General features: G+C 68.9%; 24 protein-coding genes. 10 read left to right on the top strand and 14 right to left on the bottom strand.

Annotation, left to right across the window (positions count from 1 at the left end; translation table 11 throughout):
• Positions 1–135: 135 nt before the first annotated feature.
• The 4 genes from VFZ09_RS25065 to VFZ09_RS25050 form a co-directional block, all read right to left on the bottom strand.
• Positions 136–597 carry a DUF2267 domain-containing protein gene (locus tag VFZ09_RS25065; protein WP_329730174.1) on the bottom strand — a complete coding sequence of 154 codons (462 nt, stop codon included), beginning with the start codon at positions 595–597 and terminating at the stop codon, positions 136–138.
• 116 nt (positions 598–713) lie between these two features.
• Positions 714–2,135 carry an IgA Peptidase M64 gene (locus VFZ09_RS25060; protein WP_329730173.1) on the bottom strand — a complete coding sequence of 474 codons (1,422 nt, stop codon included), beginning with the start codon at positions 2,133–2,135 and terminating at the stop codon, positions 714–716.
• Between the two features lie 64 nt (positions 2,136–2,199).
• Entirely contained in the window at positions 2,200–2,583 is a 384-nt protein-coding gene (locus VFZ09_RS25055) for a hypothetical protein (RefSeq protein WP_329730172.1), read from the bottom strand.
• 91 nt (positions 2,584–2,674) lie between these two features.
• Entirely contained in the window at positions 2,675–4,165 is a 1,491-nt protein-coding gene (locus tag VFZ09_RS25050; protein ID WP_329730171.1) for a PEGA domain-containing protein, read from the bottom strand.
• A 535-nt stretch (positions 4,166–4,700) separates the two neighbouring features.
• Between VFZ09_RS25050 and VFZ09_RS25045 the strand changes: the two genes are divergently transcribed.
• Both VFZ09_RS25045 and VFZ09_RS25040 read left to right on the top strand, forming a co-directional pair.
• Positions 4,701–5,708, top strand: a complete 1,008-nt coding sequence (locus VFZ09_RS25045) for a diacylglycerol/lipid kinase family protein (RefSeq protein WP_329730170.1) — start codon at positions 4,701–4,703, stop codon at positions 5,706–5,708.
• A gap of 9 nt (positions 5,709–5,717) precedes the next feature.
• Positions 5,718–6,257 (top strand): hypothetical protein, encoded by a 540-nt coding sequence (locus tag VFZ09_RS25040; RefSeq protein ID WP_329730169.1) that lies wholly within the window; start codon positions 5,718–5,720, stop codon positions 6,255–6,257.
• A 9-nt stretch (positions 6,258–6,266) separates the two neighbouring features.
• On the opposite strand, the gene VFZ09_RS25035 is transcribed toward VFZ09_RS25040, so the two are convergent.
• A complete protein-coding gene (locus VFZ09_RS25035) occupies positions 6,267–7,079 on the bottom strand; it encodes a hypothetical protein (protein WP_329730168.1) in 813 nt (270 codons plus the stop codon).
• A 98-nt stretch (positions 7,080–7,177) separates the two neighbouring features.
• On the opposite strand from VFZ09_RS25035, the gene VFZ09_RS25030 reads away from it, so the two are divergent.
• The 4 genes from VFZ09_RS25030 (at position 7,178) to VFZ09_RS25015 (ending at position 11,773) form a co-directional block, all read left to right on the top strand.
• The gene (locus tag VFZ09_RS25030) at positions 7,178–8,221 is read left to right on the top strand and encodes an AraC family transcriptional regulator (RefSeq protein WP_329730167.1); all 1,044 of its coding nucleotides are present in this window, start codon (positions 7,178–7,180) and stop codon (positions 8,219–8,221) included.
• 77 nt (positions 8,222–8,298) lie between these two features.
• Positions 8,299–8,988 carry an NUDIX hydrolase gene (locus VFZ09_RS25025; RefSeq protein ID WP_329730166.1) on the top strand — a complete coding sequence of 230 codons (690 nt, stop codon included), beginning with the start codon at positions 8,299–8,301 and terminating at the stop codon, positions 8,986–8,988.
• A 105-nt stretch (positions 8,989–9,093) separates the two neighbouring features.
• Positions 9,094–9,900, top strand: a complete 807-nt coding sequence (locus VFZ09_RS25020) for a protein phosphatase 2C domain-containing protein (protein ID WP_329730165.1) — start codon at positions 9,094–9,096, stop codon at positions 9,898–9,900.
• Positions 9,901–9,904: 4 nt separating this feature from the next.
• Positions 9,905–11,773: a hypothetical protein gene (locus VFZ09_RS25015; protein ID WP_329730164.1), complete on the top strand. Its 1,869-nt coding sequence runs from the start codon at positions 9,905–9,907 to the stop codon at positions 11,771–11,773.
• A 42-nt stretch (positions 11,774–11,815) separates the two neighbouring features.
• On the opposite strand, the gene VFZ09_RS25010 is transcribed toward VFZ09_RS25015, so the two are convergent.
• From VFZ09_RS25010 to VFZ09_RS24990, 5 genes are read right to left on the bottom strand one after another with little or no spacing between them, the layout of a single operon-like run.
• A complete protein-coding gene (locus tag VFZ09_RS25010; RefSeq protein WP_329730163.1) occupies positions 11,816–12,679 on the bottom strand; it encodes a hypothetical protein in 864 nt (287 codons plus the stop codon).
• A 39-nt stretch (positions 12,680–12,718) separates the two neighbouring features.
• On the bottom strand, positions 12,719–13,699 hold the full coding sequence (locus tag VFZ09_RS25005; RefSeq protein ID WP_329730162.1) for a DUF4150 domain-containing protein: 981 nt from the start codon (positions 13,697–13,699) through the stop codon (positions 12,719–12,721).
• Complete coding sequence (locus VFZ09_RS25000; RefSeq protein ID WP_329730161.1) at positions 13,699–14,769, bottom strand: hypothetical protein; 1,071 nt, start codon at positions 14,767–14,769, stop codon at positions 13,699–13,701. The genes VFZ09_RS25005 and VFZ09_RS25000 overlap by 1 nt, the downstream gene beginning before the upstream one ends.
• The gene (locus tag VFZ09_RS24995) at positions 14,766–15,836 is read right to left on the bottom strand and encodes a DUF2169 domain-containing protein (protein WP_329730160.1); all 1,071 of its coding nucleotides are present in this window, start codon (positions 15,834–15,836) and stop codon (positions 14,766–14,768) included. Before VFZ09_RS24995 ends, VFZ09_RS25000 begins: the two co-directional genes overlap by 4 nt.
• Positions 15,833–17,203, bottom strand: coding sequence for a TIGR02270 family protein (locus VFZ09_RS24990; RefSeq protein ID WP_329730159.1), 1,371 nt, complete (start codon positions 17,201–17,203; stop codon positions 15,833–15,835). The genes VFZ09_RS24995 and VFZ09_RS24990 overlap by 4 nt, the downstream gene beginning before the upstream one ends.
• Positions 17,204–17,400: 197 nt before the next feature.
• Here VFZ09_RS24990 and VFZ09_RS24985 point away from each other — a divergent pair, with 197 nt between their 5' ends.
• The 4 genes from VFZ09_RS24985 (at position 17,401) to VFZ09_RS24970 (ending at position 21,924) form a co-directional block, all read left to right on the top strand.
• Positions 17,401–18,471, top strand: a complete 1,071-nt coding sequence (locus tag VFZ09_RS24985) for a cysteine hydrolase family protein (protein WP_329730158.1) — start codon at positions 17,401–17,403, stop codon at positions 18,469–18,471.
• 72 nt (positions 18,472–18,543) lie between these two features.
• Positions 18,544–19,356, top strand: a complete 813-nt coding sequence (locus tag VFZ09_RS24980) for a hypothetical protein (protein ID WP_329730157.1) — start codon at positions 18,544–18,546, stop codon at positions 19,354–19,356.
• A 216-nt stretch (positions 19,357–19,572) separates the two neighbouring features.
• Positions 19,573–21,039 carry a HAMP domain-containing sensor histidine kinase gene (locus VFZ09_RS24975; protein WP_329730156.1) on the top strand — a complete coding sequence of 489 codons (1,467 nt, stop codon included), beginning with the start codon at positions 19,573–19,575 and terminating at the stop codon, positions 21,037–21,039.
• Between the two features lie 111 nt (positions 21,040–21,150).
• Positions 21,151–21,924 (top strand): SDR family oxidoreductase, encoded by a 774-nt coding sequence (locus VFZ09_RS24970; RefSeq protein WP_329730155.1) that lies wholly within the window; start codon positions 21,151–21,153, stop codon positions 21,922–21,924.
• A gap of 186 nt (positions 21,925–22,110) precedes the next feature.
• Here the strand turns inward: VFZ09_RS24970 and VFZ09_RS24965 are convergent, their stop codons facing one another.
• The 4 genes from VFZ09_RS24965 to VFZ09_RS24950 form a co-directional block, all read right to left on the bottom strand.
• Complete coding sequence (locus VFZ09_RS24965; RefSeq protein WP_329730154.1) at positions 22,111–23,166, bottom strand: RICIN domain-containing protein; 1,056 nt, start codon at positions 23,164–23,166, stop codon at positions 22,111–22,113.
• A 145-nt stretch (positions 23,167–23,311) separates the two neighbouring features.
• A complete protein-coding gene (locus tag VFZ09_RS24960) occupies positions 23,312–25,783 on the bottom strand; it encodes a cation-translocating P-type ATPase (RefSeq protein ID WP_329730153.1) in 2,472 nt (823 codons plus the stop codon).
• Entirely contained in the window at positions 25,780–26,283 is a 504-nt protein-coding gene (locus tag VFZ09_RS24955) for a universal stress protein (RefSeq protein WP_329730152.1), read from the bottom strand. The genes VFZ09_RS24960 and VFZ09_RS24955 overlap by 4 nt, the downstream gene beginning before the upstream one ends.
• Positions 26,284–26,306: 23 nt before the next feature.
• Positions 26,307–26,732 (bottom strand): universal stress protein, encoded by a 426-nt coding sequence (locus tag VFZ09_RS24950; RefSeq protein ID WP_329730151.1) that lies wholly within the window; start codon positions 26,730–26,732, stop codon positions 26,307–26,309.
• Between the last annotated feature and the right edge of the window lie 206 nt (positions 26,733–26,938).

Here is a 26,938-nt window from a genome sequence, read left to right as displayed (position 1 = left end):
GTAGGCCACTTCCCCAGGCGAAAGGTGGAGGAGATGCGGCGGTCGTCTCCTCATCCACCCAACTTATCCGGTCTCTTCCTCCACCCAACCTACCCTGTGGTCTCGACTATGTTGAAAAACTTGTCGGACAGTCCACTAGCGCGGCAGGTCCGCGTCGCGCCGGGCGGCGTCGAAGGTGCCGGCGATGTTGGGAGGCATCTCCGAGCGGATCTTCTGCGCCAGCTTCTCGGTGATTTGAGAATGCAGGGAGCCGAAGAAGACGTGGAGCACGAGGCGGACGTTCTCGGGCTCCACCTGCAGCCGCTCGGCGATGTCCAGGTAGAAGTCGTCCTTGTCGAACTTCTGAGCGGGAGCACTCCTTTCCTTCCAGCTGCGCTCGAAGAGCCGGCGCAGGCCTTCGGGGAACTGTTCACGGAGCTCCTGCACCAGCCCACCGGGGAGCCGCTCGCAGAGCGCGCTCATCACCGCATCCGCCACCTCCGTCGGGGAGTACTCGGGAACCTCGCGGTTGATATGCGCGAGGAAGGACTCCACGCTCGTTCCTACGCCCTCACCAGACCAGGACTCCGTCGTATCCATGTTTTGCATCATGGCCATGGGTGTGTCCGCCTCCTTTCCCTGTCAGGTTGGAGACGTACAACCCGGGCGGCAGCAGGCAGGGGACGGAGGCCCTGCCCGCCGGGGTCTCGGCTCACGGACCCGAGCGGCCTGCCTCAGGGAGCCGTCTTCGGGCCCTTGCCCGTGCGAGGGCCCGCGTACAGGTCGATGACCTCGGTGAGGGCGTGCTGGCAGACGGAGCAGAAGGGCACGCGGTCGCGGGTGAACATCACGCAATCCACCTGGGGCCGGTAGTAGCCGCGGGCCTCGTACATGGCGCCCTCGAAGGCGCCCACCTTGCCGGCGTACTGCTGCTGGCCGAGGAACTTCTCCTCCCAGTCGCGCTGCGAGGTGAAGAGCGCGTCCATCTCCGGCTCGGGGCGGCGCTCGGCGCGGATGCGGCGGCGCTGCTGCTGCACCTCGCGCGCGTGCTGCTCGTACTCGTCCTTCCGCCAGGGCGTGGGCAGCGGCGTGCCGGACGTCATCAGGTGCTTCCACTTGAGCTGCTCGGGGTCGTTGAGCGCGGTGACGTTCTTCTCCCACGGCTCCACGCGCTCCTCGGCGGGGGCGTAGGCCGAGTCCGAGGTGTAGTACTCGTCGGCGAGCCCGGCGAAGTGGTGGCCGAGCTCGTGGACGAAGACGTAGGGGGCCCAGAGGCTGTCGGCGGCCACGGTGCTGTAGAGGCCGAAGATGCCTCCGCCGCCGTAGGTGTTGCCGTTGACGAGGATTTCCACGAACTCGTAGGGCGCGAAGGCGGCGATGTCTCGGAAGCGGCGGTTCTCGAAGGTGAGGACGTAGCGCTCGCTGCCGAAGGCGTCATAGGTGGAGCCCACGGGCGAGTCGCGGTGGATGCCGGTGGAGGGGCGCGAGATGCCGGACTCGCGGGCGGCGGGCATGAGGCCCCACACGTTGAAGTCCTGCTTGCGCTCCTTGAAGGGCGAGAAGCCGAAGAGGAACTCCACCAGGCGCCGGGCGTCCTTCTCGAACTTGGCGCGCTCCTTCTCGGTGTAGCCATCGCCGAGGATGAGGAAGTCCACCTTGTCCGCGGACGGGCCGTTGTCCACCAGCTTCAGCAGCGTGCCGGGCGAGGCGGGCGGGGCCGGGTCGACGAACATGTCCTTCGGGTCCACGGTGAAGCTCCACAGCTCGCGGAAGGAGTTGTCCTTCGCGCGCTTCTTGAGAATCACCTGCACGGGCTTCTCGGGGGTGGGGAAGCGCAGGGACTCGTGGAAGGTGCGGTTCACCTCGCGGGCCTCGGGCGTCTGCTCCCACTCGCCGTAGATGGAGGCGAAGCCGCGCGAGTACAGCAGCCGGTTGGTGGCGCGATCGCGCACCTCGAAGAGGTACTTGCCGAGGTTGGTCTCATCCACGCCGCGAGCCGGGTGGCCGGGCCAGGGCAGCGGCTCCACCACGAGCCGGTCGAGGCTGAAGCGCTCCTCGGTGGCGTTGCCGGTGTGGAAGTAGTCGACGCGGAAGGTGCGGGGGGCCGGAGCGCTCGTGGCGCTCGCGGCCAACAGCAGGGCCAGGAGGACGTTCATGCCGCGGGAACGTACCAGAGGCGGTGCGCCTCCCAAGCCCGTGGAACCGGAGCGGGCGCGGTGCTCAGCAGGTCCAGGCGCAGGTGGTGCCGCCGTTGACCGCGTTGCAGCGGTCGGCGGAGATCGCGTAGCTGTTGCAGTAGTTCCAGGACACGGTGCTGCCGCTCTTGGGCTGGCAGCACGTCACCGGGCAGTTGGTGTTGTTCCACGCGCACGCCGTCCCGCTCCACACCTGGTTGCAGCGCCCCGGCGAGTACGCCACCGAGTCGCAGAACGCCTCCGTGTACCCGGAGTTGGGGATGGCGGAGCAACACTCGGGATACGTGGTCAGCGCGGCCGTGGCCGTGCCCGTCTGCTCCGCGCCCGTGTCCGCCGTCTCGCTCTCGACGGGGCCACAGCCCACCAGCACCAGCGTCAGCACTCCGGCGATCAGCGTCAGCTTCTTCATCCCGACTCTCCTTGTAGGGGGTTCAACCGGAGAAACTGGAATAATCAGGAGAGCGGGTCAAGAACTGAATTTCACTCCGAGTCCTGGTGGGTCAGAACGTTCCGGATAGCGTGGCGCCCGCGCCGTCCGGGCCCGCCGTGACGCCCACCGATACCGGCGGAGGCGCCTCGTTGGGGGAGAGGAAGAAGAGCACGGCCCCCGTCACCACCGCCGCGCCCGAGCCGACGAGCAGCCCCACCATGGTGTCGTGCTTCCGCGCCACGTTGCGCAGCAACTGCACGCCCCGGGTGTCGTTGCCGTCGAGCTTCCCGTCCACCAGGTGCCCGTTCGCCGGATTCGTCAGCTCCTGCCACTCGGGCTCCAGGGACAGCCGCATGTAGCCCGCGCCCGCCAGCGCCGCCACGCCCGCGCCCAGCGTCACGTAGGACAGCACGCGCAGCGGCCGCACCGAGCCACCGGACTTCGCCGTCACCTCCGGAGTCAGCATCTCCACCGAGGGCTGCTCCCACGGCGGCTGGTGGTTGGGCGTCGCGACCACGAGGCTCGGCTGATCCTTCCCCGTGGTGACGAAGTCCACCAGCGCGGAGAGCGACTCGGACGGCGCGTCGAGCCCCTGCGCCTTGACGCCTCCCTCGCGCAGCTTCTGGCCTCCCTCCACGTTGAGCACCGTGGCGGCGAGCCACTTCGGCCCGCTGCTCGCCCCCTCGAGCCGCACCACGATGACCTCCTCCACGCCCAGCGTGCCGCCCAGGCGCACCGCGTGGGACAGCTCCGTCTCTCCCTCTCCATCCGACGCGAGGCACGGGAAGGGACTGGCCGAGACCGCGCCTTCGTACGCCAGGTCCACCAGCACCGGCGTCTCCACGCCCTGCACCGGCAACTGGCGCGGGAAGCTGAGCGCCTCGCCCTTCTTCACGCTCAAGTCATACGTGCCCGCGGGCACCTCCAGCACCAGCGGCGTCTGCCCCACGCTCCGGCCATCCAGGAACACCTCCGAGGGCGACAGGTTGGACTTCACCGAGAGCTTCACCTTCCGGCCCCGCGCCAGCTCGCGGCGCAGCTTGTCGAAGGCCTGCCGCGTGGACGGCGTGTAGTAGTCCGGGTCCAACGCGTACTCCGGCTCCAGCCGCAGCACGTTGCGGAACGCGTCGTCGCTCTCCTTCACCTTGCCCAGCGCGCGCTGGTTCATCGCCAGCAGCAGCTGCGTGTCCACGTACAGCTTCCAGCGGCCCTCGCCCGGCGGCAGGCGCGTCACCTGCCGGAGCACCTCGTCGATGGCCTGCGCCGCCTTGGCATGACGCGCCTCGTAGAACTGGCCCTGCGCCGCCTCGAGCTGCCGTTTGATGTCCTCGAAGCTGCCGGAGGGCTGGGGGAACAGCCGCTCGGCGAACTCCGCCGCGCCCAGCACGTTCTCCCCGGGACGCGACACCAGCCGGTCGTAGAACGCCTTGGTGTGGCCACTGAGCTCCGCGTCCCTGCAGTCGCCGCTGGACACCACCACACGGCGTGGGGCCGCTCCCGCCGCGCCGCCGAGTACCAGCGCGAGCACCACCATCGAATATGAGTTGTTGAGGAAGGTCATGATGTCGGGGCGCGATTGCAGGGTCCGTTCCGCCGGCCACCGGGCCTCCGGCCGCCGAGATACCAGCCGTCACGCCACGCCCACAACCCACCCACCGTGCGCCAGAAGGCAGTCATTCCGCACCTTTGGGCGGGACTCCGGCTCCCTACCCATCACGGTGTCCCGCGTCCGTGCCCCAGGGCTCACGGCCTCGTGCGTCCCCAGTTCCGTCCCGATCATGGACGGTGCGTCCTCGTGACGGGAGCCACCTCGCCCGCCCCCCGGGAGAACGGACCAGGGCTTCTTTGCGCCGCTCCGCGTCATCTCCATCTTGCCAACGGGGCCGTGACGGCCAGGACCCGCGCCATTCAGGCTCCCAACACTGGAACCGGCGGCCCGGCTTGCGCCCGTCACGGGCACGCCACAGCGTGGGGGCACAGGGCACTCGCCCCCCGGGAGTGAGGGGAACCCCTCATGTGTCCTTCACTGGAAGATGACCGCCGGGTCGAGCCGCCATGACGAAACCATGACATGGCTTGGGGAGAGTGACACCGCCATGAACATCGCCGTGATGGTCAATCTGCGCGCACGCCGGGGCTCCGAGAGGATCGGCGGCATGGTGCAGCGCTTCTTCCCCCGGGCCCGCCTGGCCCTCACCCGCTCGCTGGAGGAGGCGCGGACGTGGATTTCCGAGCAGCTGCGGCCCAACCCGCCCACGCTGCTGCTGGCCGGAGGCGGTGACGGCACCATCACCGGGCTGCTCAACGAGCTGCGCCTGCAGGGCGTGGCGCTGCCGGCCATCGGGGTGCTGCCGCTGGGCACGGGCAATGCGTGGGCCCGCGTCACCGGAGCGCCCAGGCCCGCCGTGGCCCTGCGCCAGCTGGCCGCCTGTGGCGAGCGCCTGCCTCCCCTGCGCCCCTTCTCGCTGGTGCGGCTGGAGAACCGGGTGGCGCCCTTCGCCGGCACGGGCTGGGACTCGGAGGCGCTGCAGGACTTCAAGGACCACCTGTCCACGTTCCCGGCCGGGCCCCTGCGCGAGGCCAACGCCGGCCTGCGCGGGTACATGAGCGCCCTGTTCACCCGCACCATTCCCCGGCACCTGTTCGGCAAGGGCCAGTTGCAGGTGAAGGTGTACAACCTGGGCGCCCCGGCGCTCACCGTGGACGAGCACGGCCTCGTGGTGCCCCTGCCCCACGGCGAGACGGGCGCGCTGCTCTACGAGGGCCCCGTGGGCGTCGCCGGAGCGGCCACCACCACCGAGTGGGGCTTCGGCTTCAAGGCCTTCCCCTTCGCCCAGGCGGTGCCGCACCGGCTGTCCGTGCGCGTCTATGGCGCCGGGGTGACCGAGGCCACGCTCAACATGCGCCGGCTGTGGCGCGGCCATCACCCCATGCCCAAGATGCACGACTTCTTCGTCGAGCGCCTGCGCATGGACTTCGATCGCGACGTGCCCTTCCAGATGGGGGGTGACATCATGGGGCTGCGCCGCTCGCTGGAGTTCGACCTGGCCGAGGAGTCCGTGCAGTTGGTGGACTGGCGGCAACTCCAGCGTCTCGTGGCCTGAGGAGGGCCATTGGAGAAGAAGGGGAGTGCCATCCGCCGGTTCGGGGTCGTCTCGGTGGTGGCCGAGGGGCCCGGGTGCAGGGAGTTCACCGGGCAGCTCGGCACGGTCATCTGGTGCGATCCGGCCGTGTACATGCGCGGCGAGTGGACCGAGTGGGGCTACTGCGTCTACTTCCCCGCGCTGGACCGCTACGCCTCGTTCCTGGAGTCCAGCCTCCAACCGACGGGCCGGCTCGAGCCCGAGGAGGCCCACCTGGGCCGGCGCTTCGAGCTCAGCTTCGACACCGCCCTGGGCGAGGACGCGGACGTCGTCGAGGGCAGCTACCGCGTGCCGGGCCGGCCCTGGGAGATCTTCCTCTTCATGAAGCGGGACGTCCCCGAGCCCCGGCACCAGTTCAGCACCTGGCGCAGCGGCATCACGGGCATCGAGTTCGACTTCCCGAAGAAGGCGGTGCTCAACCGGGAGGCCGTGCTGCGGGGCATGTCGGAGGCGTTCGCCACGGAGGACTGGACCGAGGTACGGGGCCCGGACTCCCTGGTGCTGAAGTAGGGGCGGGCGCTACCGCCCCGAGTGCGAGCCCGCGGGCAACCCGAGCACATAGGTGACGGTGGGCTTGCCGGGCCGCTTCACCTCGCCCACCTCCCAGGTGTAGCCCTCGCGGGCGAGCGAGGCCGTCATGGCGCGCAGCTCCTCGGGGCGGTGGGCCCGGAGGGCGGACACCATCCCGTCCCAGAAACTGGCGAGCGGCGCCACCGGCAACACATAGGTGAGCAGCAGGCGCAGCGGCGTCAGCGGGCGGATGAAGGGGGTGAAGAGCCACACCATCAACGGCACCGGCAACATGGTGAGGAGGCCGATCGGCGTGCGGCGGATGACCTCGAAGGCGGCGAAGGGGACGTTGCGCTCCTGCGCGTCCGCGAGCACCTGCCGGACCTGCTCGGGCCGGAAGTGGTGCAGGGCATTGAAGAGGGTGCGCATGCCGCGCAGCTCCGGAGGCACCCGCGTGGCGTCCACGGAGCGCTCCAGGTAGTCGACGCCATGGGCGCGCGCCCGCTCGGCGGCGTTGGCGGTGGGGTACAGGTCGCTGAGCACCACGCGCGGCTTCAGGCCCTGCTCCTTCTCCAACATGCGGCACAGCCGGGGCAGGGGGCCGCTGCCTCCCGAGCCGAGGTCCAACAGCTCCTGGCGCTCCGAGGCGCGCAGGCCCCGGGCGAGTACCTCCGTGGCGGCATCGAAGGCGCCGGTCTTCTCGCTGACGGTGTGGAGGTAGTCCGTGCCCAGGTCCCGCAGGGCGTGCGGGTACCAGTCCTGATCGAGCAGCTCGAAGAGGTGCAGGCGCGGGATGAGGGCGGTGGAGGTGGACTCGTTCATGGGCGGAAGGTGCCACCCGGGCCGCCGTTCCGCACTGGCCGCTGGCGCCAGAACGGCTTGCAGCGGGCGCCAGCCGCTCGCTAGCGTCCCGGGGGGCGATGGCGTCCTCCTCTCCTCCTGCCGCCCTCTCTTCCCGGTTGGTCCGGCAGGCGCTGGACATCGCCGCCGAGCACCAGGTGCCCGTCGAGGCGCTGTGCCGCGAGGTGGGCCTGCGCCTGGAGGACCTGGACGACCCCGAGCTGCGCATCCCCTACACCGTGCTCGACACCCTCCTGGAGCGGGCGGTGGAGGTGACGGGGGACGACAACCTGGGCCTGCACATGGCGCGCATGAGCGAGGTGGACCCGGATGACGCGGCCGGGCTCGTCATCCTCACGAGCGCGACGCTGAAGGAGTCCATGGTGCGTGGGTGCCGCTACCAGCGCGTCTGGGGAGACGGGGAGCGCTTCCGGGTGGAGGACACCGAGCGCGGGGTGCGCATGCGCTTCACCCCCGTGGGTCCGTACCGGCCGGCGCACCGGCACATGGCCGAGGTCGCGCTCGTGCAGGTGGCCCTGGGGATGCGCTACTTCACGGGGGTGGACGTGCGGCCGCTCCAGGTGCGCTTCGTCCACGCCGCGCCCGCGGACCTCCGCGAGCACGAGGAGCTCTTCGCCTGCCCGCTCGTCTTCGGCGCGCCCCACAACGACATCGAGTACTCCCATGCGGACGCGGAGCTGCCCTTCGTCCACGCGGATGCGCTGCTCAACGCGATGTTCGAGAAACAGGCGCAGCGGCAGCTCTCGCGGCTGCCGGTGACGGCGAGCCTCACCGAGCGGGTGCGCGAGCAGGTGAGGCGCACGTTGTCGGGAGGGGACTTCACCTTCGAGGCGGTGGCGAGGACGCTGCACCTGCCGCCGCGCACGTTGCAGCGCAAGCTGGCCGAGGAGGGACAGAGCTACGCGGGCATCCTGGAAACGGTACGGCGCGAGCTGTCGGAGAACTACCTGCGGCGGAGGATGTCCATCGCGGAGGTGTCCTTCCTGCTGGGCTACGGAGACCCGGCCACGTTCCACCGGGCCTTCAAGCGCTGGTGGGGGATGAGCCCGGAGACCTTCCGCCGGACGCAGATTCCCTCTCCCTCTGGGAGAGGGCCGGGGTGAGGGTGTACATCCCCGCCGCTTGACGGAGTGTCCACCCAACACTATGCGGTGAGCAGAACGGAACGAAAGGAACCCCCGTGAGCTACACCTACGAGTACCCGCGCCCGTCGTTGACGGTGGACTGCGTGGTGTTCGGCCTGGACGACGAGGACCTGAAGGTGCTGCTCATCAAGCGCGGCGTGGAGCCCTTCCAGGGCCGGTGGGCGCTGCCCGGAGGCTTCGTCCGCATGGACGAGTCGCTCGAGGACGCCGCGCGCCGCGAGCTGCAGGAGGAGGCCGGCATCCGTCCCAACCTGCTGGAGCAGCTCTACACCTTCGGCGCGCCGGAGCGGGACCCGCGGGGCCGGGTGGTGAGCGTGGCCTACTTCGCGCTGGTGAAGCTGTCGGACCACCGGGTGCACGCCGCCACCGACGCCCGGGAGGCCGCCTGGTTCTCCGTCTATGACGTGCCCAAGCTGGCGTTCGACCACGCGGACATCCTCGCCACGGCCCACCAGCGCCTCAAGGGCAAGGTGCGCTACCAGCCCATCGGCTTCGAGTTGCTGCCGCCCAAGTTCACCCTCACCCAGCTGCAGCGCCTGTACGAGAAGATCCTGGAGCGCGAGCTCGACAAGCGCAACTTCCGCAAGAAGCTGCTCGCCATGGACCTGCTCGAGGAGCTCGACGAGGTGGAGCAGGACGTCTCCCATCGCGCCGCGCGCCTCTACCGATTCGATCACAAGAAGTACAAGCAGTTGGAGAAGGCCGGCTTCAACTTCGAACTGTAGTCCTCCTCCCCACCCGGGCCATCGGGTTGACTTCGTGTTTTTCGGACACTAACTTGGTTTCCGTAGAACACGAGGTCCGCCAGGCCCACCTGGGAGAGGAGAGTCATGTCCGCGCTGTCCTTCGAGCTCGCCGCCGCCACCGTGCAGGGCCGGGAGCACGCCCGAGCCGGACGCAACAACCAGGACGCCTTCTGGGCCCGGGCGAGCGAGCACGGCCTGGCCGCGGTCGTCACGGACGGGTGCGGCAGTGGGGCGCAGAGCGAGCTGGGCGCGCAGTTGGGGGCCCGCCGGGTCGTGGAGGGAGCGCTCTCGCTGCTGGGCAGGCAGGTGCCCGTCGAGTCCCCCGAGTTCCTCCAGCGCCTGGGTGCGGACGTGCTGTGCTTCCTCCAGGCCATCTCCGGAGAGCTGGGTGAGCGGGCCATCGGCGAGGCGCTCCTCTTCACCGTCGTGGGCGCCGTCGTCACCCCGGAGCACACGCTCGTCTTCTCCGCGGGCGATGGGCTCTGGGCCCTCAATGGGGACGTGCACCGGCTCGGGCCCTTTCCCAACAACGCGCCGCCGTACCTCGCCTATGGGCTGCTGAAGCCGGGGGCCGTGTCGTTGAAGGCCAACACGTTGCGGCCCACCGCCGAGGTGGACTCGTTGCTGCTCGGCACGGATGGGGTGTCGGACCTCGTGGGCCTCGCCGAGGCGCGGGTGCCCGAGCGCGAGGAGCCCGTGGGCCCGCTCTCGCAGTTCTGGAGTGACGGCCGGTACTTCTCCAACCCGGACGCGCTGCGCCGCCGCCTCGCGCTGCTCAACCGCGAGTCCGTCCGCGCCGACTTCCCCGCTCGCAGACTCGAGCGCGTGCCCGGACTGCTCTCCGATGACACCACGCTCGTCGTCCTGCGCCGCCGGCAGGGGAGGGCCTGACGCCATGGACGTCTATCTCGAGGGCAAGAGGCTCCGGTTGGACCCGAGGAAGGCGCTCGGCAAGGGAGGCGAGGCGGATGTCTTCGACCTGGGGGACGGGCGTGTCCTCAAGCTCTTCAAGCCTCCCGAGCACCCCGATTACGACAACCTCCCCCAGGAGCAGGCCGCCGCACGGTCCCGCATCGCCGAGCACCAGCACAAGCTGCCCGCCTTTCCCCGGCCCCTGCCCGCGCGGGTGGTGTCTCCCGAGACGCTCGCCACCGACAAGCAGGGCAAGACGCTGCTCGGCTACGCCATGCGCAAGCTCGAGGGCGCCGAGCCCCTGCGCCGCTTCGGGGACCCGGCCTTCCGCCGCGCCGGTGTGCCGTCCGCTCGCGTCGCCGAGCTCTTCCGCGGCCTGCACCACACGCTCTCCGCGCTCCACGGCAGCGGCGTGGTGGTGGGTGACTTCAACGACCTCAACATCCTCGTCACCGGCAACGACGCCTGGCTCATCGACGCGGACAGCTTCCAGTTCGGGCGCTATCTCTCTCCCGTCTTCACCGAGAAGTTCCTGGACCCGCTGCGCCTGGGGGGCTCGACGCAGGGATTGATGCCCTCGCGCCCGGCGTCCCCGGACAGTGACTGGTATGCCTTCATCGTCGCGCTGATGCAGAGCCTGTTGTGTGTGGGGCCCCATGGCGGCATCCACCGCCCGAAGCCTCCCACGCCCAAGGCCACGCCCACCGCTCGCGTCCTCCAGCGCATCACCGTCTTCCACCCGGACGTCCAGTACCCCAAGCCGGCCACGCCCTTCGGTGTGCTCCCGGATGACCTGCTGCACTGCCTGCACCGGGTGTTCGTCGAGGACCTTCGCGGGCCGTTTCCGCTGCCGCTGCTGGACTCGCTGCGCTTCACCGTCTGCGCGTCGTGCGGAGTGGAGCACGCGCGGGCCTCGTGCCCCACGTGCCGCCCGAGCGCGACCCTGACCACCACGCCCGTCACCACCGTGCGCGGCCAGGTGGTGGCCACCCGCCTCTTCACCACCGAGGGGGTCATCCTCCACGCCTGCGTCGAGGACGGCACGCTGCGCTGGCTCTTCCACGCGAACGGAGCGTACCGGCGCGAGGAGGGCTCGGCCGTGCTCCAGGGCGGATTGGATCCCTCTCTGCATTGGGCGCTGCAGGGCGCCGTCACGCTGGTGGGGAAGGGCGGAGAGTTCGCGGTGCTCGCTCCGGGCCAGCGCCCCGAGCGGCTCGGCGTGGATGCTCCCGAGCAGCGCCCGGCCTTCGCGGCCAATGCGCGTCACCGTTACTGGGCCCACGCTGGTGCCCTGTGGCGTGATGGAGACTTCGGTCCCGAGCGGCTCGGCGAGGTGCTCGATGGACAGACACGCCTGTTCGTGGGGCCGCGGTTCGGGCTCGGCTTCCACCGCGCGGGCTCGCTGCGTGGCGCGTTCGTCTTCGATGCCGAGCGTCCGGGACTCCGGGATGGATTGACGTTGCCGTGGCCCTCGGGCCGGCTGGTGGACGCGGAGGCCGTGTTCGATGGGACGAATTGCTGGCTCTTCCTCGCCGAGGAGACGGGCGGCCGGACGGTGAATCACTGCGTCGTGGTGGGCGCGGATGGCACCGTGAAGGCCAGCGCGAAGGGCGAGGCGGGGGATGGCTCGTGGCTCGGCTCGGTGCGAGGCAAGTGCGCCTCGGGCGAGGCCCTGTTCGCGCCCACCGACGCGGGGCTCGTCCGCGTGGAGCTGCGTCAGGGCCGGCTCGACGTGGTTCGCGAGTTCCCCGACACCGAGCCCTTCGTCGATGCCGACAGCCGCCTCTTCCTCACCCGGCACGGACTCACCGTCGTCCGCCGCCAGGACATCACCGCCCTGCGCATGACGTGAGGCCGATAGCCAGGCCAGGGAGAGGCCCTGTCGCCGATGCAGCTACAGATTCAACGGCCCACCCCACCAGCCCGTGCCATCGAAGCGGGCGACGAGCCGGCCTCCCAGACCGAAGAGGTGGTCTCCAATCGTGCGCAAGCGATACAGGGTCAGGTTCTTCACCTGCTCGAGGCCGTGCGGTTCGAGTCGGAAGACGCCATCCTTTCCTCCAGCGGCATGGAGCGCACCCCGGTACCAGGCGAGGCTGCTGATGTTGATATCTGGTGCCTTGAGCTGCTCCCAGTCGTTACCAGAACCTCGGAAGAGCATGCCTCGCGCACCCGCTACGTAGATCTCCTGCTGGGATATGCAGAGCACCGTGAGCAGGTTGTAGTTGGTCGGAGGCTCCATCTCCGCCCACTGCCCGTCCCGGTACTGGAAGATGGCTCCCTTGTCGCCAACCATGTAGACGTCGTTGGGAGCGCATCCATGGACCGCGTTCAGGCGGCGGTTCGTGGGATCTCGAACCAACTCCACCTTGCCCTTGGAGAAATGAACGCGATCTCCCTGGTCTCCGGCCGCGAACAGTTCGTCGTCCGAGGCGACCCATAGGTCGATCAGCCCATCAGGGCAGCCCAGGTCCCGCGTCGTCCACTTGCCCGCCGTATCCGTGGAGTGAAGCTGTCCCTCCATGTCCACCGCATACAGTCGGCCCGTGGGCGAGCGAATCATGGAGGTCACCCACGCCTCGGCCTCGTACATCTTCGTCCAGGTCACTGGCGTCTCATGCTGCAGTGAGCCGACAACGGAGAAGATGGATTCAGGGTCATCCACTGGCGGGGCCAGATTCGCCAGCAGTTGGAGATCCCTTGGATGGGTACCCACGATGCTGATGAGACTCGTTTGATGATCTGGTTGGTTGCTCATGTGTTCGCTCCTTCGCGGCGGGCCGTCCTGATTCCTGAATCAGAGGGCTCCACCCTCTCCTGGTACGGTGTCAGGGATGGCCGGGGGCTTCCAGCCCGAGGGCCCAGGCGGACGGAGAACGAGGTCTCCTGTTCCTCCGCACATTTGAACGAACTTCTTGTCCACCTCGATGAGAATGCACTCCGCTTCCTCGCGCGTCAGGCCAGGCCCGGGGGAAGGCTCGGTCAGCTGAGCCATGGAGTCCTGACGTGCCTCCGCATAGGAGACGTTAGTTCCGTGCTGCTTGTAGCGCTGCCGGTAGAAGCGCATCCGCTCCTTCTGCATCCGTGAGACCCGGCCGTGAGCGGTGCTTGGGTCGGTGCCATCATCCAGGGGAATGCAGGGCGCGGCGTCCTCTGTGTAGCCGGGGCAGTTGACCACCGTCACACCACGGGGTTTTTGGAAGTGCGCATTCATGATGACATGGTGCGATTGCGCTCCCTTGTACACGCCCTCCGACTTCTTCTTCTGCTCCCCGTAGGTCTCCACGGGAAATCGGGTGAGCACCTCGGGGCAGTTGGCCTGTCCTTGTGAGGCCACCGTCATCGACTCCACCTGGACCATGGGCACGGACTCGTTGCCAGGCTGGCTCGCATGGTTCGAGGTCGTCATGTCGAGGTGGCGGACGACGTTCTGCCCCTCGAACAGGACATCCATGGACCAGGAGGCGAAGTACACCTTGCCGGAGAGCTGGTGCGTGATGACGCCCTGACCGAAGGACTTCGTGGCCGCCTCGTCTCCCGAGCACTTCTTGAAGTAGGACTTGTCCCGGAGCATGACCTCCTTCCCGGAGATCTCCACCTTCTTGCTGCCCCCGGTCATGTCCGAGGAGGCGGACGAGAGGGGATAGGGAAGGGGCACGGGGCCCGCCGGTGGTCCGGGAGGCGACAGGCACACGTCTGGGAAGGCGGCGGTGACTGCTCCTGAGCCCGCCTTGCACGAGATGGAGCGGCCGTTGGCGAAGACGTTGTTTCCCATCATCAGGCTCCTTTCTGGGGAGTGGCGACGACGCAAGCCGTGCGCTCGGGCCCTGGCGACGAGACGAACAGGAGGGCGGTACGTCCTGGCGCATACCCATGCGCCATGCTGAACGCGGTGATGCACAGCATGCAGGCCGGCAGGGCAGCGCCCACATCACCGAGAATCTCGGCGGGTAGCCACAGAGGGAAGGTGGGCCGTGGCTCGCGCATGAGGCGAGCGAACGCGGTGGATGCTTCCATGAAGGCCTCACGTTCACCCGTCACGCTTCCCACGCGGAAGTCCACGTCCCGGAGCGTCCTGCGTGCGTCCACCAGCGCGTGGCGGATGGCCTGGGCGAGTCCCTCAGCCAGTTTTGGCGCGTCCTCCTGCTTCGCGGAGGGCTCCTCGGCGAAGCCCAGTCCCTGGATATCGAGCAGCGAGTGGAGGGAGTGTCCCGGGCGCGCCACCCATAGCGCAGCCGCGGCCTCTGACGGAATCACCCCGTCCGAGTTGGTCTCCGTCTTCAGCCTGTCCTGTTGCTCGAGCCACGACAGCGCTCGCGAGCCCACCAGTGAGTCGGCCGCCGCGACGATGCAGCCGTCGCACTCACGACGTGCCAGCAGTTGGACCGCATGCTCGAGCGCGCGCAAACAGCCAGAAGGACCCTGGGCGAAGACGCGTGACGAGCGGGAGAGGGGAAAGCCAAGCCGCTCCTGGAGCTCGCGCATGAGCCGCTCTTCCATGTCCAGCGGATGGTCCGGCCTGGCCGGCCCCCCGATAGCGAGTAACAGCGTCACGGACCGTGGGACCGCTTCACCGGCGCGCTCGCGCCTGGTGATACATTCGCCAATGGCTCGCACGAGCAGGGGGACCATCCGTCGATAGCCCTGGTGTGTGCGCACGATTTCCGGGACGGAGGCGCCGGTGATGGGCTGGTTCCTCTGGTCATGGAAGGGCAGCGTGTTGAACCGAGGCATGCGAGCCCGCACGGCCGCGCTGGCCGCGGCAACATCCAATCCCACGGGGCAGACCATGCCGATGCCCTGAACCACCAGCCTGGCTCCGGGGGCCGATGTGTCCAGGGTGCTCATGGCGCGTCTCCAGACCAGCGGATGTAGCGCTTCCCGGTCTGTTTCGCTCGCTGTCTGCCGGGAGTCGTGCCCACCTGGACTTCGAAGAGGTGGGTCGGCTTGCCCTTCAGCCGCGTGGTGGACCGCCAGACGAGAAGGCAGCGCCGCTCGTCCGGAAGGAGGACGACGGTATCGATGATGCTCGGCACTTCCTGGGCGCCCGACCGGTAGTGGAGTGTGATGGGCACGGTCATCTCCGGGAGCGAGAACTGGAGCCGCCCTTCGGGTGTCACTCCCGCCAGGACCACCTGTTCCCCTCCCCGCAGGTAGGGACAGGTCTGGTCCTCGGGCGCTCCCTGGAAGTAGCGATCGTCGAAGTCGAGGGGCAGGAACGGATAACGCGTATCCAACCACTTCTGGTCGTAGGTCCCAGCGTACGAACGCCTGGGTTCCCAGTTGCGGCTGATGAAGCCCAGCCCCATGGGCCGCGGTTTGTCCGTGGGATGGGAGATGAGCTGAGCCGGGTCCTCCAGATTGGGGAGCGCGGATCCCGAGATGCCTCCGTGGCTTCGGGAATGGAAGCCCACACCCAGGAGGTTGGCGTTTTCGAAGGCGTGCTGGCGCTCATCCGGATGGCTGCGGTCGATGCCTCCGAAAGCCCTCTCATAGAGCAGGGGAATCTTCAGGAAAGGCTCTGGTGCGCAAGGGCGGAGCCCTCCGAGCAGGTTCCTCTCCCAGACCCTGTTTCCAAAGACCTGGAGGGCTTTGCGGAGGGATCCCACCCGCATTCCCACCGTCATCGAGGTCACTGGCTTGCCCTGGGGCGCGTGCGCATGGCCGAGGAGGAGCACGTCCGTGCGCGGCTTTCGGAGTGAGAAGTCGCACTCCATCCGTACGCTGCTCAGGCCCGGCTCGCCGTGGTACTCGTCGGCCTTCACCAAGGGCTGCTGCCGCTGGGCGAGAGCGCAGGTTCCGTCATCGCGCAGGTCGAACGTGCCCTTCGCGACGACGAGCACGTGCTCGTAGCCGTGTTTGTCCGTGGCGATGGACACCCCCGCTTGAAGCGAGGTCAGGTTGTCGAGCCTCACACGTGCCTCCCCCGCGCTCGTGCCAGTTGCTGGAGTTGCCTGGACGTACTGGCCAGGGTGTTGAGCTGCAGTTCTCCCCGGCTCTCGATGGCGAGTCGCAAGGCCAGGACGTGCCGTCTGCGCATGGGGGCCGTCTCCAGGGCATTCAAGAGGCTCTCCCGGTCCAAGGGGCTTCCGTACAGGTAGCGTGTGCCGGGGCTGAAGTCGCGCCGTGCGTCCTTCCACCAGGCTCGTATCGCTTCGGGTTCCGGCAGAGGAATCGCTGCCTCCGGGGCAGGCAGGAGGTCCTCATCGAGTCTCTCCTCTTCCAAGGGGATGGGCTCTTCTCGCGGCTCCTCCTGTTCCTCGCGGGCGAACTGCTCCGTCAGTTCGAGTCCGGTGATGGCTGAGAAGGCCTCGCCGGCCAGCCGGCGGCATTCTGTATCGTTCAAGAGCTCCAGGCAGGCGGCGACGGCCTCGAGGTGTCCGCTGAATCCAAGTGCCCACAGGGCATCTCTCCGCTGCTCCGGTATCGCGAGACAGTCCAGGAGCAGCTCGAGCTCGCTCCTGCCTCCATGCATGGCCAGCAAGACCATGGCGGTCCTGCTCTCGGGTCGACGCGTGGCCACGAGCTCCCGACAGAGCGGCCATGCTCGTTGGTCGCCATGGATGACGGCCACCTCGAGGGCGAGGTCTCGTGTTTCAGGCCAGAGGAGCGGGCGGCGCAGGAACTCCGGTTTCAGAGTACGGGCTGGCTGGGTGCGCGCGATACGCAGTGCTCCCGCCACCAGCCGTGGCTCCTCGCTGGTGAGAAGGTGCTCGAGACCGAAGCCCGGCTTCTCTCCTCGGAAGGCCACGATTTCGAGCACGGCCGCCTGGAGGTCTGGCTCGGCTCTTCCAAGCAGAGGCACCAGACGGGTGATGATGTTCTCGCGCGTGGCCCGTTCCAAGGCCCGCTGGATGGCGGCGCGCTGAGCCGCCCCGCATTCCTGGAAGCGGGCCACGACTGCCTCGGCTTGCGTGTCGTCCCAGCCCTCCAGGAGCGCAAGGGCTGCGGCTGTCAGTTGCGGTGGATCGAGTTCGTCTTCCGGCAGTTCGAGAACAGGGCGCAGGAGTCTCTCCGCCACGGGTCTCCCACCGAAGATGAGACCTTGCAGGTGGGCGTGCAGCCTCTCCTCGACTCTCTCGGCGAGCTCCGTGAGTGAGTAGTCAGGAGCAACCAGGCCTCGTTCCCATTGGCTCCAGAAGAATGTGGTCTCTTCCAGATGCTGCTCGACGACATCCCACAGGATGTCATCTGGCCTTCGCTCCAACATGAACTCGGGCAGTGCCAATGCCTTCATTGCCCTGAACGGTAGCACGAGCACTGAGGGAGCGACGGTTGTCACTCGTCGACAGCACACCTGCCGCGGAGGTCAACCTGCTCATCCCCCCCTTCGCGGATGACCTGACACCTTCCCGTACCTGGTCGCCCGCCTCGAATCGCTCCACGTCGACTTGACTTAGTGTTGTTCTGACACCATATTGGTGTCGTCGGTACACGAAGGGTGGCGCGGCGAGCCGCTCCATCCAGGAGGGTTGCACCATGAAGACCCAGTCGAAGCTGAAGGAGCTGCCGCTTCCGTCGTTCTACAAGCCCGCCAACGCCGCCGCTTACGGCTACGGCCCCAACGCCATGTCCCTCCAGTCCGAGGCCCAGGCCTGGCGCGGTGCTCACGGCCTCTCCGCTTCCGCCACCGACTCGTTCAACCTCCACCTGCTCCTCATCGACGTCCAGAAGGACTTCTGCTTCCCCGAGGGCTCCCTCTACGTCGCCGGCCGCTCCGGCCGCGGCGCCATCGACGACAGCCGCCGCATCGCCGAGTTCATCTACAAGAACCTCGGCGCCCTCACCAACGTCACCACCACGCTCGATACCCACTTCGCCTACCAGATCTTCTTCCCGTCCTTCTGGGTCGACCAGAATGACCAGCCCCTCACCGCCTACCGCGAAATCACTCGCGAGCAGATCGAACGCGGCCAGGTCCGCCCCAATCCCGCCATGGCCAGGTGGCTCTGCGGGGGCAACTACCCCTGGCTCCTCAAGCAGGTGAAGTACTACTGCGAGGAGCTCGAGCGCGCCGGGAAGTACACCCTCTACCTCTGGCCTCCTCACTGCCTCCTCGGCGGTGAGGGTCATGCCATCGCCGGGGTCGTCCAGGAGGCCCGCTTGTTCCACTCCTTCGCTCGCGGCGCCCAGTCCTGGGCCGAGGTGAAGGGTGGTAATCCGCTCACCGAGAACTACTCCGTCCTCCGCCCCGAGGTCCTCTCCCGCCACGACGGCCAGCCCCTCGCCCAGCGCAATACCCAGTTCTTGAAGACCCTCCTCACCGCCGATGCCGTCGTCATCGCCGGCCAGGCCGCCAGCCACTGCGTCAAGAGCTCCATCGATGACCTGCTCGGGGAGATCCTCGCCCAGGACGCCGCCCTCGCTCGCAAGGTGTACCTGCTCACCGACTGCATGTCCGCCGTCACCGTCCCCGATGGCAAGGGCGGCTTCGCCGCGGACTTCACTCCCCAGGCCGAGTCGGCGCTCAAGCGTTTCGCGGATGCTGGGATGCACCTGGTGAAGTCCACGGATCCCCTCGCTTCGTGGCCGGATCTCCGGATCTCGTAGGCAGCACACGGTTCCTCGACACCCTCACCCCGACCCTCTCCCAGAGGGAGAGGGACTTCCACGGAGGTTCAGATGAGTTCCCAATCCAACAATGGCAACAGCTCCAGCGCCAATGTCTCTCAGCTCTTCCAGGCCGCTCACGCAGAAGGGGTTCTGAGTCCTCAGGCCCTTCAGGCCCTCACCGTCGTGGACCTCGGGGCGCAGATCCAGGCCGGTCTCGGCATCAGCGTCGATGACGTCCAGGCCTCCGAGGTCGTCCTCGTCACCGTCATGCCCGATGACTCCGGCTCCATCCAGCACGCCGGCCACTCCCGCACCGTCTGCGACGGCCACAACCTCGTCCTCGATGCCCTCCTCTCCTCCCAGCAGAAGGACGGCATCCTCTTCCACACCCGCTACCTCAACGGCTTCGTCCTCAATCCCTTCCGGCCCCTCGAGGACGTCGTCCGCATGCACTCCAAGAACTACGACCCCGACAAGGGCACGCCCCTCTATGACCAGGCCGTCGTCCTGCTCGGCACCGTGCTCGCCAAGGCCCAGGAGTTCACCCGCAACGGCGTCTCCGCCCGAACCGTTACCCTCCTCATCACCGATGGCGCCGACTGCCACTCGCAGAGCTCCCGCCCCCGCGATGTCGCCGCGCTCGTGAACGACCTGCGCCGCGCCGAGAACCACATCGTCGCCGGCATGGGCATCGACGACGGCAGCACCGACTTCCGCAAGGTCTTCCGCGAGATGGGCATCGAGGACAAGTGGATCCTCACCCCAGGCCAGAGCGCCCAGGACATCCGCAAGGCCTTCCAGGTCTTCAGCCAGTCCGCCGTCCGCGTCAGCCAGGGCGCCGCCAGCTTCAGCCGCACCGCCCTCGGCGGCTTCGGCGCCTGAGATCCGGCGCGCGGAGCAGGGGCCCGCCCGGTTCCTCGCTTCCGCTTCGACGGTTCCCCTCCAGCCGGGCATGGGGAAGCCGCTTCTTCCGGACACATCTTCGTGTTGCTGAGAAGGGAGGGCGCGGGCCCTCCGTCTCCCCGGGAGGAATCGCGTGGACCCTCGCAGCGCTCGCCACGTCCCGCATCTCGGCCGCTCCTTCCGCCGGGAGGTGTCATGAGCCTCAATCGCATCATGACCGCGGCCATCGCCATGCTCGCCGCCCTCGCCCTGGCGGGCGCCGCCTCGCTCATCATCCTCACCACCTACCTCCACCGCACCACCGAGAGCATGGGCAGTGCCGTGGAGGGCGTCCGTCTGGCCGAGGCCCTCCAGGTGGATCTCCTCAGCCTCTACCGCCTGTCGGATTCGCTCCTGCGCATCCCCGCGGACTCCCCGCGCTCCTTCGCGGCCATCGAGTCCGGTCTCCGGCTCCACCTCGACGAGGCCCGCCGCAACGCCTGGTCGTCCGAGGAGCAGGCGCTCATCTCCGAGGCCGAGCGCACCATCTCCAATTACCTGCTCGCTCGCGAGAGCGTCGCGAACCTGCCCCCCGTGGAGGCCTCACGCCAGCTCGTCCCCCGCCTGGAGGAAGCACTCGCCGTGTTGGACCGGCTCGTCGTCTTCAACGTCAACGAAGCCCGCGGCATCCAGCTCCAGGCCGATCGGTGGGACCAGCTCGCCAACCTGGGCGGCATCTGCGTGGCCGCGCTCCTGGTGCTCGGCGGGGGCTCGCTGCTGTGGTGGATGCGCCGCTTCGTCTTCCGCCCCCTGCTCGACATGAGCCGCGCCATGCGCCGCTTCGGCACCGGCCGCAAGCGCACCCGCGCCCCCGAGTCCGGCCCCGTCGAGCTGCGCGACATGGCCCGCACCTTCAACGAGATGGCCAACTCCCTCGCGCGTCAGCAGGAGGAGCAGCTCACCTTCCTCGCCGGGGTGGCGCACGACCTGCGCAACCCCCTCTCCGCGCTGAAGATGTCCGCCGCCCTCGTCACCTCCGGCCGGCCCATCCCCGAGGAGCGCATGCAGAAGACCATGGCCCTCGTGCGCCGCCAGGTGGCCCGCCTGGACCGGATGGTGGGGGACCTGCTCGACGCCACCCGCATCGAGGCCGGCCGTTTCGAGCTGAGCCTCGAGGAGCGCGATGTCCGCGAGCTGGCCACCTCCGTGGTGGAGCTGTACCTGGCCGGTGGCTCCTCGCATGACCTGCGGCTCCACCTCCCCGAGGAGCCCGTCCTCCTGAGCTGTGACGCCACCCGCGTGGAGCAGGTGCTGCACAACCTGGTGAGCAACGCGCTGAAGTACTCGCAGGGCGGCAGCCGCGTGGACGTCATCGTCGGCCGCGAGGGCGAGGAGGCCGTGCTGAGCGTGGTGGACCGGGGGATTGGCATCTCCAGCGAGGAGCTGCGCACCCTCTTCGCCCCCTTCCGGCGCACGGGGCGGGCCCGGGAGAAGGCCCCGGGGGTGGGGCTCGGATTGTCCGTGGCCCGGCGCATCGTGGAGGCGCACGGGGGCCGCATCGCGGTGGAGAGCCGCCCCGGAGAGGGCTCCACCTTCCACGTCCGGCTGCCGCGCGCCCATGCCGCGGCCCACCCGGCCGGGCCTGGGGACGCCACCCCGAGCCCGGCTGGGACCGTGCACTAGCGATGGCCGGTGCGGGGAAGACGGGAACTGAAAAGGAGCTCTCCGGCTCGCTCTGACTGCTGACCCCGGGCATGCTCGTGACTTCATCCCCGCCACATAGGAGTCCTTGCCATGAGCATTCTCGAGAAGATGTCATTGAAGGGGCGTGTCGCCCTGGTCACTGGCGGCAGCCGGGGGCTGGGACTGCAGATCGCCGAGGGTCTGGGCGAGGTGGGCGCCTCCCTCGTCATCAGCTCGCGCACCCCGCACGAGCTCGAGCAGGCCGCGGCCCACCTGCGCTCCCGGGACATCCAGGTCCACACCGTCCAGGGCGACATCCGCCGCGCGGAGGATGCGCGGCGCTGGATGGAAGAGATACGGCGGGTGCACGGCCGCCTGGACATCCTCGTCAACAACGCGGCCATTCTCATGAACCTCCCCGCCGAGCAGATGTCACCCGAGGACTTCTCGCGGGTGGTGGACACCAACCTCGGCGGTCCCTTCAATGTCTCACAGGCCGCGGCACGCGCCTTCTTCATCCCCCAGCGAGACGGGCGCATCATCAATGTCTCCGCGGTGGGAGGGCTGATGACCATCCACTCGGAGGGCTGGCGCGCCACGGCCTACAGCGCGGCCAAGGCGGGGCTCAACCACATGACACGGACGCTGGCCATCGAGTGGGCTGCGCACAACATCCGCGTCAACTGTGTGTGTCCGGGCGTCTTCCCCACGCGCATGAGCGCCGAGCCCATCGCCCAGGCGGGAGAGGCCTTTGCCCAGGGCACCCCGCTGAAGCGGCTGGGCAATGAGCAGGACCTCAAGGGCATCTGCGTGCTCTTCGCTTCGGATGCCTCCAGCTACATCACGGGCCAGGTGATCTCGGTGGACGGCGGCATGTCCGTGTAGCCGGGCACCGGTACCCGCCCGGGCCCGGCCTCATGGCCTCTGCCGAGGTTCAGCAAAGACGACAGCGCCGGCTGCGTGGTGGAGTTGAGCCCGGCGAACCGGGTGTTCTGGCTCGGGCTGTAGGCCACGCAGTTGCGTGTCCCGCTCGGCGCCGCAAGGGTCCACTTCCGTGGGCAGTGGCTCTGCTCAGAAAGTGTTCGAGGGCACGAACTGGAAGCGCTGGTTGTCGCCGCCGAAGCAGTCGAACTGCACCATGAGCTGGTTGTCCGCCGTGGAGGGGCCCGACACGGAGACGCACTTGCCCGTGTGCTTGGGCTTCAAGTAGTAGTACCCCCCTCCCACGTCCACCAGCGAGAAGAGGAAGTTGTCATTGGCGTTGCAGTCGAACTGCACCAGCGGATCATTGTTGGCGAAGCCCGGAGCCGTGCGCGTGGAGTTGGACACCGCCATGCACTTGCCGCTGAACCTGGACGACCGGAGTTGGTAGTAGCCTCCTGCCTGCGGGACCAACTGCCACTGCTGGTTGGTGCCGTCAAAGCAGGTGTACTGCACCAGGTCCGTGTTGTTGGCGGTGGAGGGCCCGTACACCGAGATGCACTTCTGGGAGAATTTCGGCTTGACGTAGTAGATGGAGGACTGGACACACCAGCGCGAGGTCAGCTTCAGCGTGCTCGACCGGCCATCGTTGTAGCCAGGGTAGGAGTGATACCAGGTCATGCTGAGGGAGTGGGCCGTGTTCAGCGGGTACCTGGTACCGCCGCCGGCACACGCGGCGTGGCTTCCCGGCGCGTTGTAGTGCTTGCCAATGTTGAACGAAGCGCTGCCATCCGAGGGGTAGAAGTTCAGGCGGTCTCGGGTGTAGAAGTCGAGGTCAGTACGCTCGCTACACAGATAGGGGTAGTACCCCGCCGGGCTGACATTGAGCTGTTCGAGCAGGGAGAGCTCATACGTGACGTTGGGGGTACCCGCCCAGCCGGGGGGCGGATGCACCCATCCGAGGTTGGTGGTGGAGTAGTTCGGCTGGCCGAGGATGTTGTAGTGGGAGACGACATCGCTGCACACGGAGTACGACAGCGCGCTGCTGTGGGTGGCAATGGGCTCGTTCTCCGAGGGCAAGGCGCGCGCTTCCAGCTCGCCAGAGCCACTGCAGCCACTGGCCAGCAGTGCGGCGCCCAGCCGCAGTCCTCTCAGCAGGTGGTGGCCGTGTGACACCAGGTGGGCGGCTTCCTGAAATTCCTTCATCCGTGTGTCTCCTCTGGCTCGCGGGAGGGCTGCTTGGGCCCTTCCACCGGTAACCCGCCAGGGGGATTTTTTGCGCAATTCCGGAGATTTCAGCTCTGGGTGTCTGGGTTTGAGGGTCATGGGCGCGGCCCGGTGCCGTTCTTCGTCAACGGCGCGCGGCGCGCCGCACCCGCTTCGACACCTCCAGCACTGTCATCGGCAGGAACCCCAGCGCGAACGCCAGCCCCAACTCCCACGGGTGCATCGCTCCCAGCCCGAACAGCTCCCGCGCCGGTGGCAGCAGGTACAGCACTCCCTGCAGCCCCACCAGGAAGACCACGATGCCCAGCAGCAGCCGGTGGGTGAGCGGCCCCACCTCCCAGAAGAGGCGCGTGCTGCTGCGCGCCGCGAAGGCCCTCAACAGCTCCGCGAAGACCAGCGTGGAGAAGGCCAGCGCCCTCGCCCGGTCCAGGTGCCGCGCCGGGTCCGCCCAGATGAACACCCCCAGCACCAGCATCGCCTCCAGCATCCCCACCATCAGGATGTAGCGCCACTGCGCCCCGCCCAGCATCGGCTCGTCCGGCTTCCGGGGCGGCCTCGCCAGCAGCTCCGCGCGCGCCGGGTCCATCACCAATGCCAACGCCGGCAGGCTGTCCGTCACCAGGTTGATCCACAACAACTGCAAGGGCACCAGCGGCAGCGGCAGCCCCACCAGCGAGGCCGCGAGCATCAACAGCAGCTCGCCCACGTTGCCCACCAGCAGGTACACCAGCGTCTTGCGGATGTTCTCGTAGATGGCACGGCCCTCGCGGATGGCCGTGATGAGGGTGGCGAAGTTGTCGTCCGTGAGCACCAGGTCCGCCGCCTCGCGCGTCACCTCCGTGCCCGTGCGCCCCATGGCGATGCCGATGTGCGCCTCGCGCAGCGCCGGCGCGTCGTTCACCCCGTCGCCCGTCATCGCCACCACCTCGCCCCGCTCCTTCCAGCTCCGGACGATGCGCAGCTTGTCCGCCGCCGTCGCCCGCGCGTGGATGCGCTCCGCCGGGTCCTCCCCCGGCCGCAGGATTCCCAGCTCGCGCCCGATGGCCTGCGCCGTCTCCGGGCTGTCGCCCGTAATCATCACCGTGCGCACCCCCGCCGCGCGCGCCTCCGCCACCGCCTTCACCGCCTCGGGCCTCGGCGGGTCCGCCATGCCCACCAGCCCCAACAGCTCCAGGTCCTTCTCCTCGGGGCCCTCGCCCCGCGCCACCGCCAGCACGCGCAGGCCCCGGCTCGCCAGCTCATGGGCCGCCCGGGAGGCGCTCAACGTGGCGTCGCGGCAGCGGGGCAGCAGCACCTCCAGCGCCCCCTTCACGTAGAGCGCTCCATCCGCGCGCAGGATGGACATCCGCTTCGTCTCCGAGTCGAAGGGCCTCACCTTCACGCGCGGCCGGTCCCTTTCAATCTCCTCGCGGTGGATGCCCCGCGTCAGCGCCGCGCGCAAGAGCGCCAGCTCCGTGGGGTCTCCCGTGCCCTCCTTCCCGTCCGGCCCCAGCGAGGCGTCACAGCACGCCGCCGAGGCGAAGAGGATGGCGTGCGAGTTGTCGCCCCACACCTCGCGCACCTCCATGGTGCCCGTGGTGAGCGTGCCCGTCTTGTCCGTGCACACCACCGTCGTCGAGCCCAGCGTCTCCACCGCCTGCAGCCGGCGCACCAGCGCGTGTCTCGCCGCCATGCGCCGCACCCCCAGCGCCAGGGCGATCGTCACCACCGCCGGCAGGCCCTCGGGCACCGCCGCCACCGCCAGCGAGATGGAGGAGAGCAGCACCGTCAGCGCCCCGTTGCCCCGCCACAGCCCCAGCGCCGCCACCAGCACCACGATGGCCAGGCACGCGAGCAGCAACGTCCGCGTCACCTTCGCCAGCCGCTGCTCCAGCGGCGTCTCCGTGTCGCTCGTCGCGGCCAGCAGGTGGGCGATCTTCCCCAATTCCGTGCGCATGCCGGTGGCCTTCACCTCGGCCACCCCCGTGCCGCGCGTCACCGCCGTGCCCAGGAACACCGTGTCCGAGCGTTGCGCCAGCGGTGCGTCCTCCGCCACCGCCCGCGCCGCCTTGTCCACCGGCACGCTCTCGCCCGTCAGCGCCGCCTCGTTGGTGGCCAGGGCATGCGCCTCCAGCAGCCGCGCGTCCGCGGCCACCACGTCTCCCGCCTCCAGCAGCAGCACGTCCCCGGGCACCACCTCCGCCGAGGGCAGCTGCACCGCGTACCCGTCCCGCATCACCCGCGCCCGCGGCGCCGTCATCGAGCGCAACGCCAGCAGCGCCTGCTCGGCCTTGTACTCCTGCAGGAAGCCGATGAGCGCGTTGAGCACCACGATGGCGCCAATGGCGAGGGCGTCCGCGTACTCCGCCAGCAGCGCCGACACCCCGCACGCCCCGAGCAGCAGCGCAATCATCGGCGAGCGGAACTGCCCCAGCAGCACCCCCCACGGCGAGCGCGTCTTCTCCCGCTGGATTTCGTTGCGCCCATGCCCGGCCAGCCGCCGTGCCGCCTCGGCCTGGCTCAGCCCCAGGGCCACGGTGTTCCCGGGCCGCGGTGGGGGAGGGGGCTCCCGGCGGGTGTCCTCCCGGGGAGCGGGCGTGGGCGGGCCCGCCGTCATCCCGGCACTCCGCTCGGCTTCGGGAGGGCGAACGCCGCTTCCACCTCCGGCTCCTCGTGGCGCACCCGCGCCTTGCGGCCCGTCTCGGGCACCACCATCACCGGCTTGGGGCAGGAGCGCAGCAGCTCGTCCGCCACGCTCCCCAGCAGCGTGCGCGCGAGCGCCCCGCGCGTCCGCGTCCCCACGATGACCAGGTCCACGTCCTCCGCCTCGGCCGCCTTGCTGACGGCCACCGCCGGCTCCCCGTGCAGCACCGCGATGCTCGTGGGCGGTCCGCTGCGGCCCGTGCTCTGGCGCAGCTCCTCCAGCAGCCCGCGCGCGTAGTCCTCGCACGCCCGCTCGAAGGCGGCGAAGTCCGCCGTCTCGCCCTCGGCCACCGACGCCGGCAGCACGTGCACCAGCATCACCTGGGCTCCCACCCACCCGCCCAGTTCCAGCGCCACGCGTGCCGCCTCGCGTGCCACCTCGGTGCTGTCCACCGCCACCAGTATCCGACGCATCGCACTTCCTCCGGACTCGCTGCTCATCGCACCACCACCACCGGCTTCGTGGCCGTGTGCACCACCTGCGTGGCCACGCTGCCCAACAGCAGCCGCGCCACCGCTCCCTGCCCCCGGCTCCCCATCACCACCATCTGGATGTCCGCCCCCTCCGCCCGCTCGGAGATGACGTCCGCCGCATCCCCCACCCCCAGCTCCGTCCCCACCGCCACGCCGTACGGGTGCGCCTTGTCCGCCAGGGCCGCGAGCAGCCGGTTGCCCTCCCCCTCCAGCGTGTGCAGCAGCTCCGACAGCGAGCCCGGCGTCATGGGCCCCAGCGGGAGCACCACTTGCGGCATCGCGTGCAGCAGCAGGACTCCCACGCCCAGCTTCGCGGCCAGGGAAGCGCCGAACTCCAGGGCGCGCTGGGACGGAGAGGAGCCATCGACGGCGATGAGGATGCGGGCCATACCCCTCTCCATTCCATCTCCCGTGCCAGCCCCCTTCCGAGGGACGGCACCCGGCGGGACACGCGGGGCGCGCAAGGGCTGCGCGGAACGGGCGCAAGCGTTGCGCGCCCCTCCACCCTTTCCTGTTGAAGTCGCAGCTGGATTGCACGCGTCATGCCCACCCCTCGGGCCTGACGGGGGGCCCTGCGCCCGTCCCGCCGCAGGGC

It is taken from the genome of Archangium sp., assembly GCF_036277355.1.
In the GTDB taxonomy this organism is placed as follows: domain Bacteria; phylum Myxococcota; class Myxococcia; order Myxococcales; family Myxococcaceae; genus Archangium.
The sequence above is the reverse complement of the archived record's forward strand: the minus strand, read 5'-3'. Positions and strand labels throughout refer to the sequence as shown.

Excerpts from the sequence above, each read along its gene's own strand:
- VFZ09_RS24965 (WP_329730154.1), bottom strand. The coding sequence starts at position 23,166 with ATGAAGGAATTTCAGGAAGCCGCCCACCTGGTGTCACACGGCCACCAC.
- VFZ09_RS24950 (WP_329730151.1), bottom strand. The coding sequence starts at position 26,732 with ATGGCCCGCATCCTCATCGCCGTCGATGGCTCCTCTCCGTCCCAGCGC.
- VFZ09_RS25015 (WP_329730164.1), top strand. The coding sequence starts at position 9,905 with ATGGACGTCTATCTCGAGGGCAAGAGGCTCCGGTTGGACCCGAGGAAG.
- VFZ09_RS25035 (WP_329730168.1), bottom strand. The coding sequence starts at position 7,079 with ATGAACGAGTCCACCTCCACCGCCCTCATCCCGCGCCTGCACCTCTTC.
- VFZ09_RS24975 (WP_329730156.1), top strand. The coding sequence starts at position 19,573 with ATGAGCCTCAATCGCATCATGACCGCGGCCATCGCCATGCTCGCCGCC.
- VFZ09_RS24970 (WP_329730155.1), top strand. The coding sequence starts at position 21,151 with ATGAGCATTCTCGAGAAGATGTCATTGAAGGGGCGTGTCGCCCTGGTC.
- VFZ09_RS24980 (WP_329730157.1), top strand. The coding sequence starts at position 18,544 with ATGAGTTCCCAATCCAACAATGGCAACAGCTCCAGCGCCAATGTCTCT.
- VFZ09_RS24960 (WP_329730153.1), bottom strand. The coding sequence starts at position 25,783 with ATGACGGCGGGCCCGCCCACGCCCGCTCCCCGGGAGGACACCCGCCGG.
- VFZ09_RS25055 (WP_329730172.1), bottom strand. The coding sequence starts at position 2,583 with ATGAAGAAGCTGACGCTGATCGCCGGAGTGCTGACGCTGGTGCTGGTG.
- VFZ09_RS25060 (WP_329730173.1), bottom strand. The coding sequence starts at position 2,135 with ATGAACGTCCTCCTGGCCCTGCTGTTGGCCGCGAGCGCCACGAGCGCT.
- VFZ09_RS25045 (WP_329730170.1), top strand. The coding sequence starts at position 4,701 with ATGAACATCGCCGTGATGGTCAATCTGCGCGCACGCCGGGGCTCCGAG.
- VFZ09_RS25010 (WP_329730163.1), bottom strand. The coding sequence starts at position 12,679 with ATGAGCAACCAACCAGATCATCAAACGAGTCTCATCAGCATCGTGGGT.
- VFZ09_RS25030 (WP_329730167.1), top strand. The coding sequence starts at position 7,178 with ATGGCGTCCTCCTCTCCTCCTGCCGCCCTCTCTTCCCGGTTGGTCCGG.
- VFZ09_RS25020 (WP_329730165.1), top strand. The coding sequence starts at position 9,094 with ATGTCCGCGCTGTCCTTCGAGCTCGCCGCCGCCACCGTGCAGGGCCGG.
- VFZ09_RS25000 (WP_329730161.1), bottom strand. The coding sequence starts at position 14,769 with ATGAGCACCCTGGACACATCGGCCCCCGGAGCCAGGCTGGTGGTTCAG.
- VFZ09_RS25050 (WP_329730171.1), bottom strand. The coding sequence starts at position 4,165 with ATGACCTTCCTCAACAACTCATATTCGATGGTGGTGCTCGCGCTGGTA.
- VFZ09_RS25005 (WP_329730162.1), bottom strand. The coding sequence starts at position 13,699 with ATGATGGGAAACAACGTCTTCGCCAACGGCCGCTCCATCTCGTGCAAG.
- VFZ09_RS24955 (WP_329730152.1), bottom strand. The coding sequence starts at position 26,283 with ATGCGTCGGATACTGGTGGCGGTGGACAGCACCGAGGTGGCACGCGAG.
- VFZ09_RS25065 (WP_329730174.1), bottom strand. The coding sequence starts at position 597 with ATGGCCATGATGCAAAACATGGATACGACGGAGTCCTGGTCTGGTGAG.
- VFZ09_RS24985 (WP_329730158.1), top strand. The coding sequence starts at position 17,401 with ATGAAGACCCAGTCGAAGCTGAAGGAGCTGCCGCTTCCGTCGTTCTAC.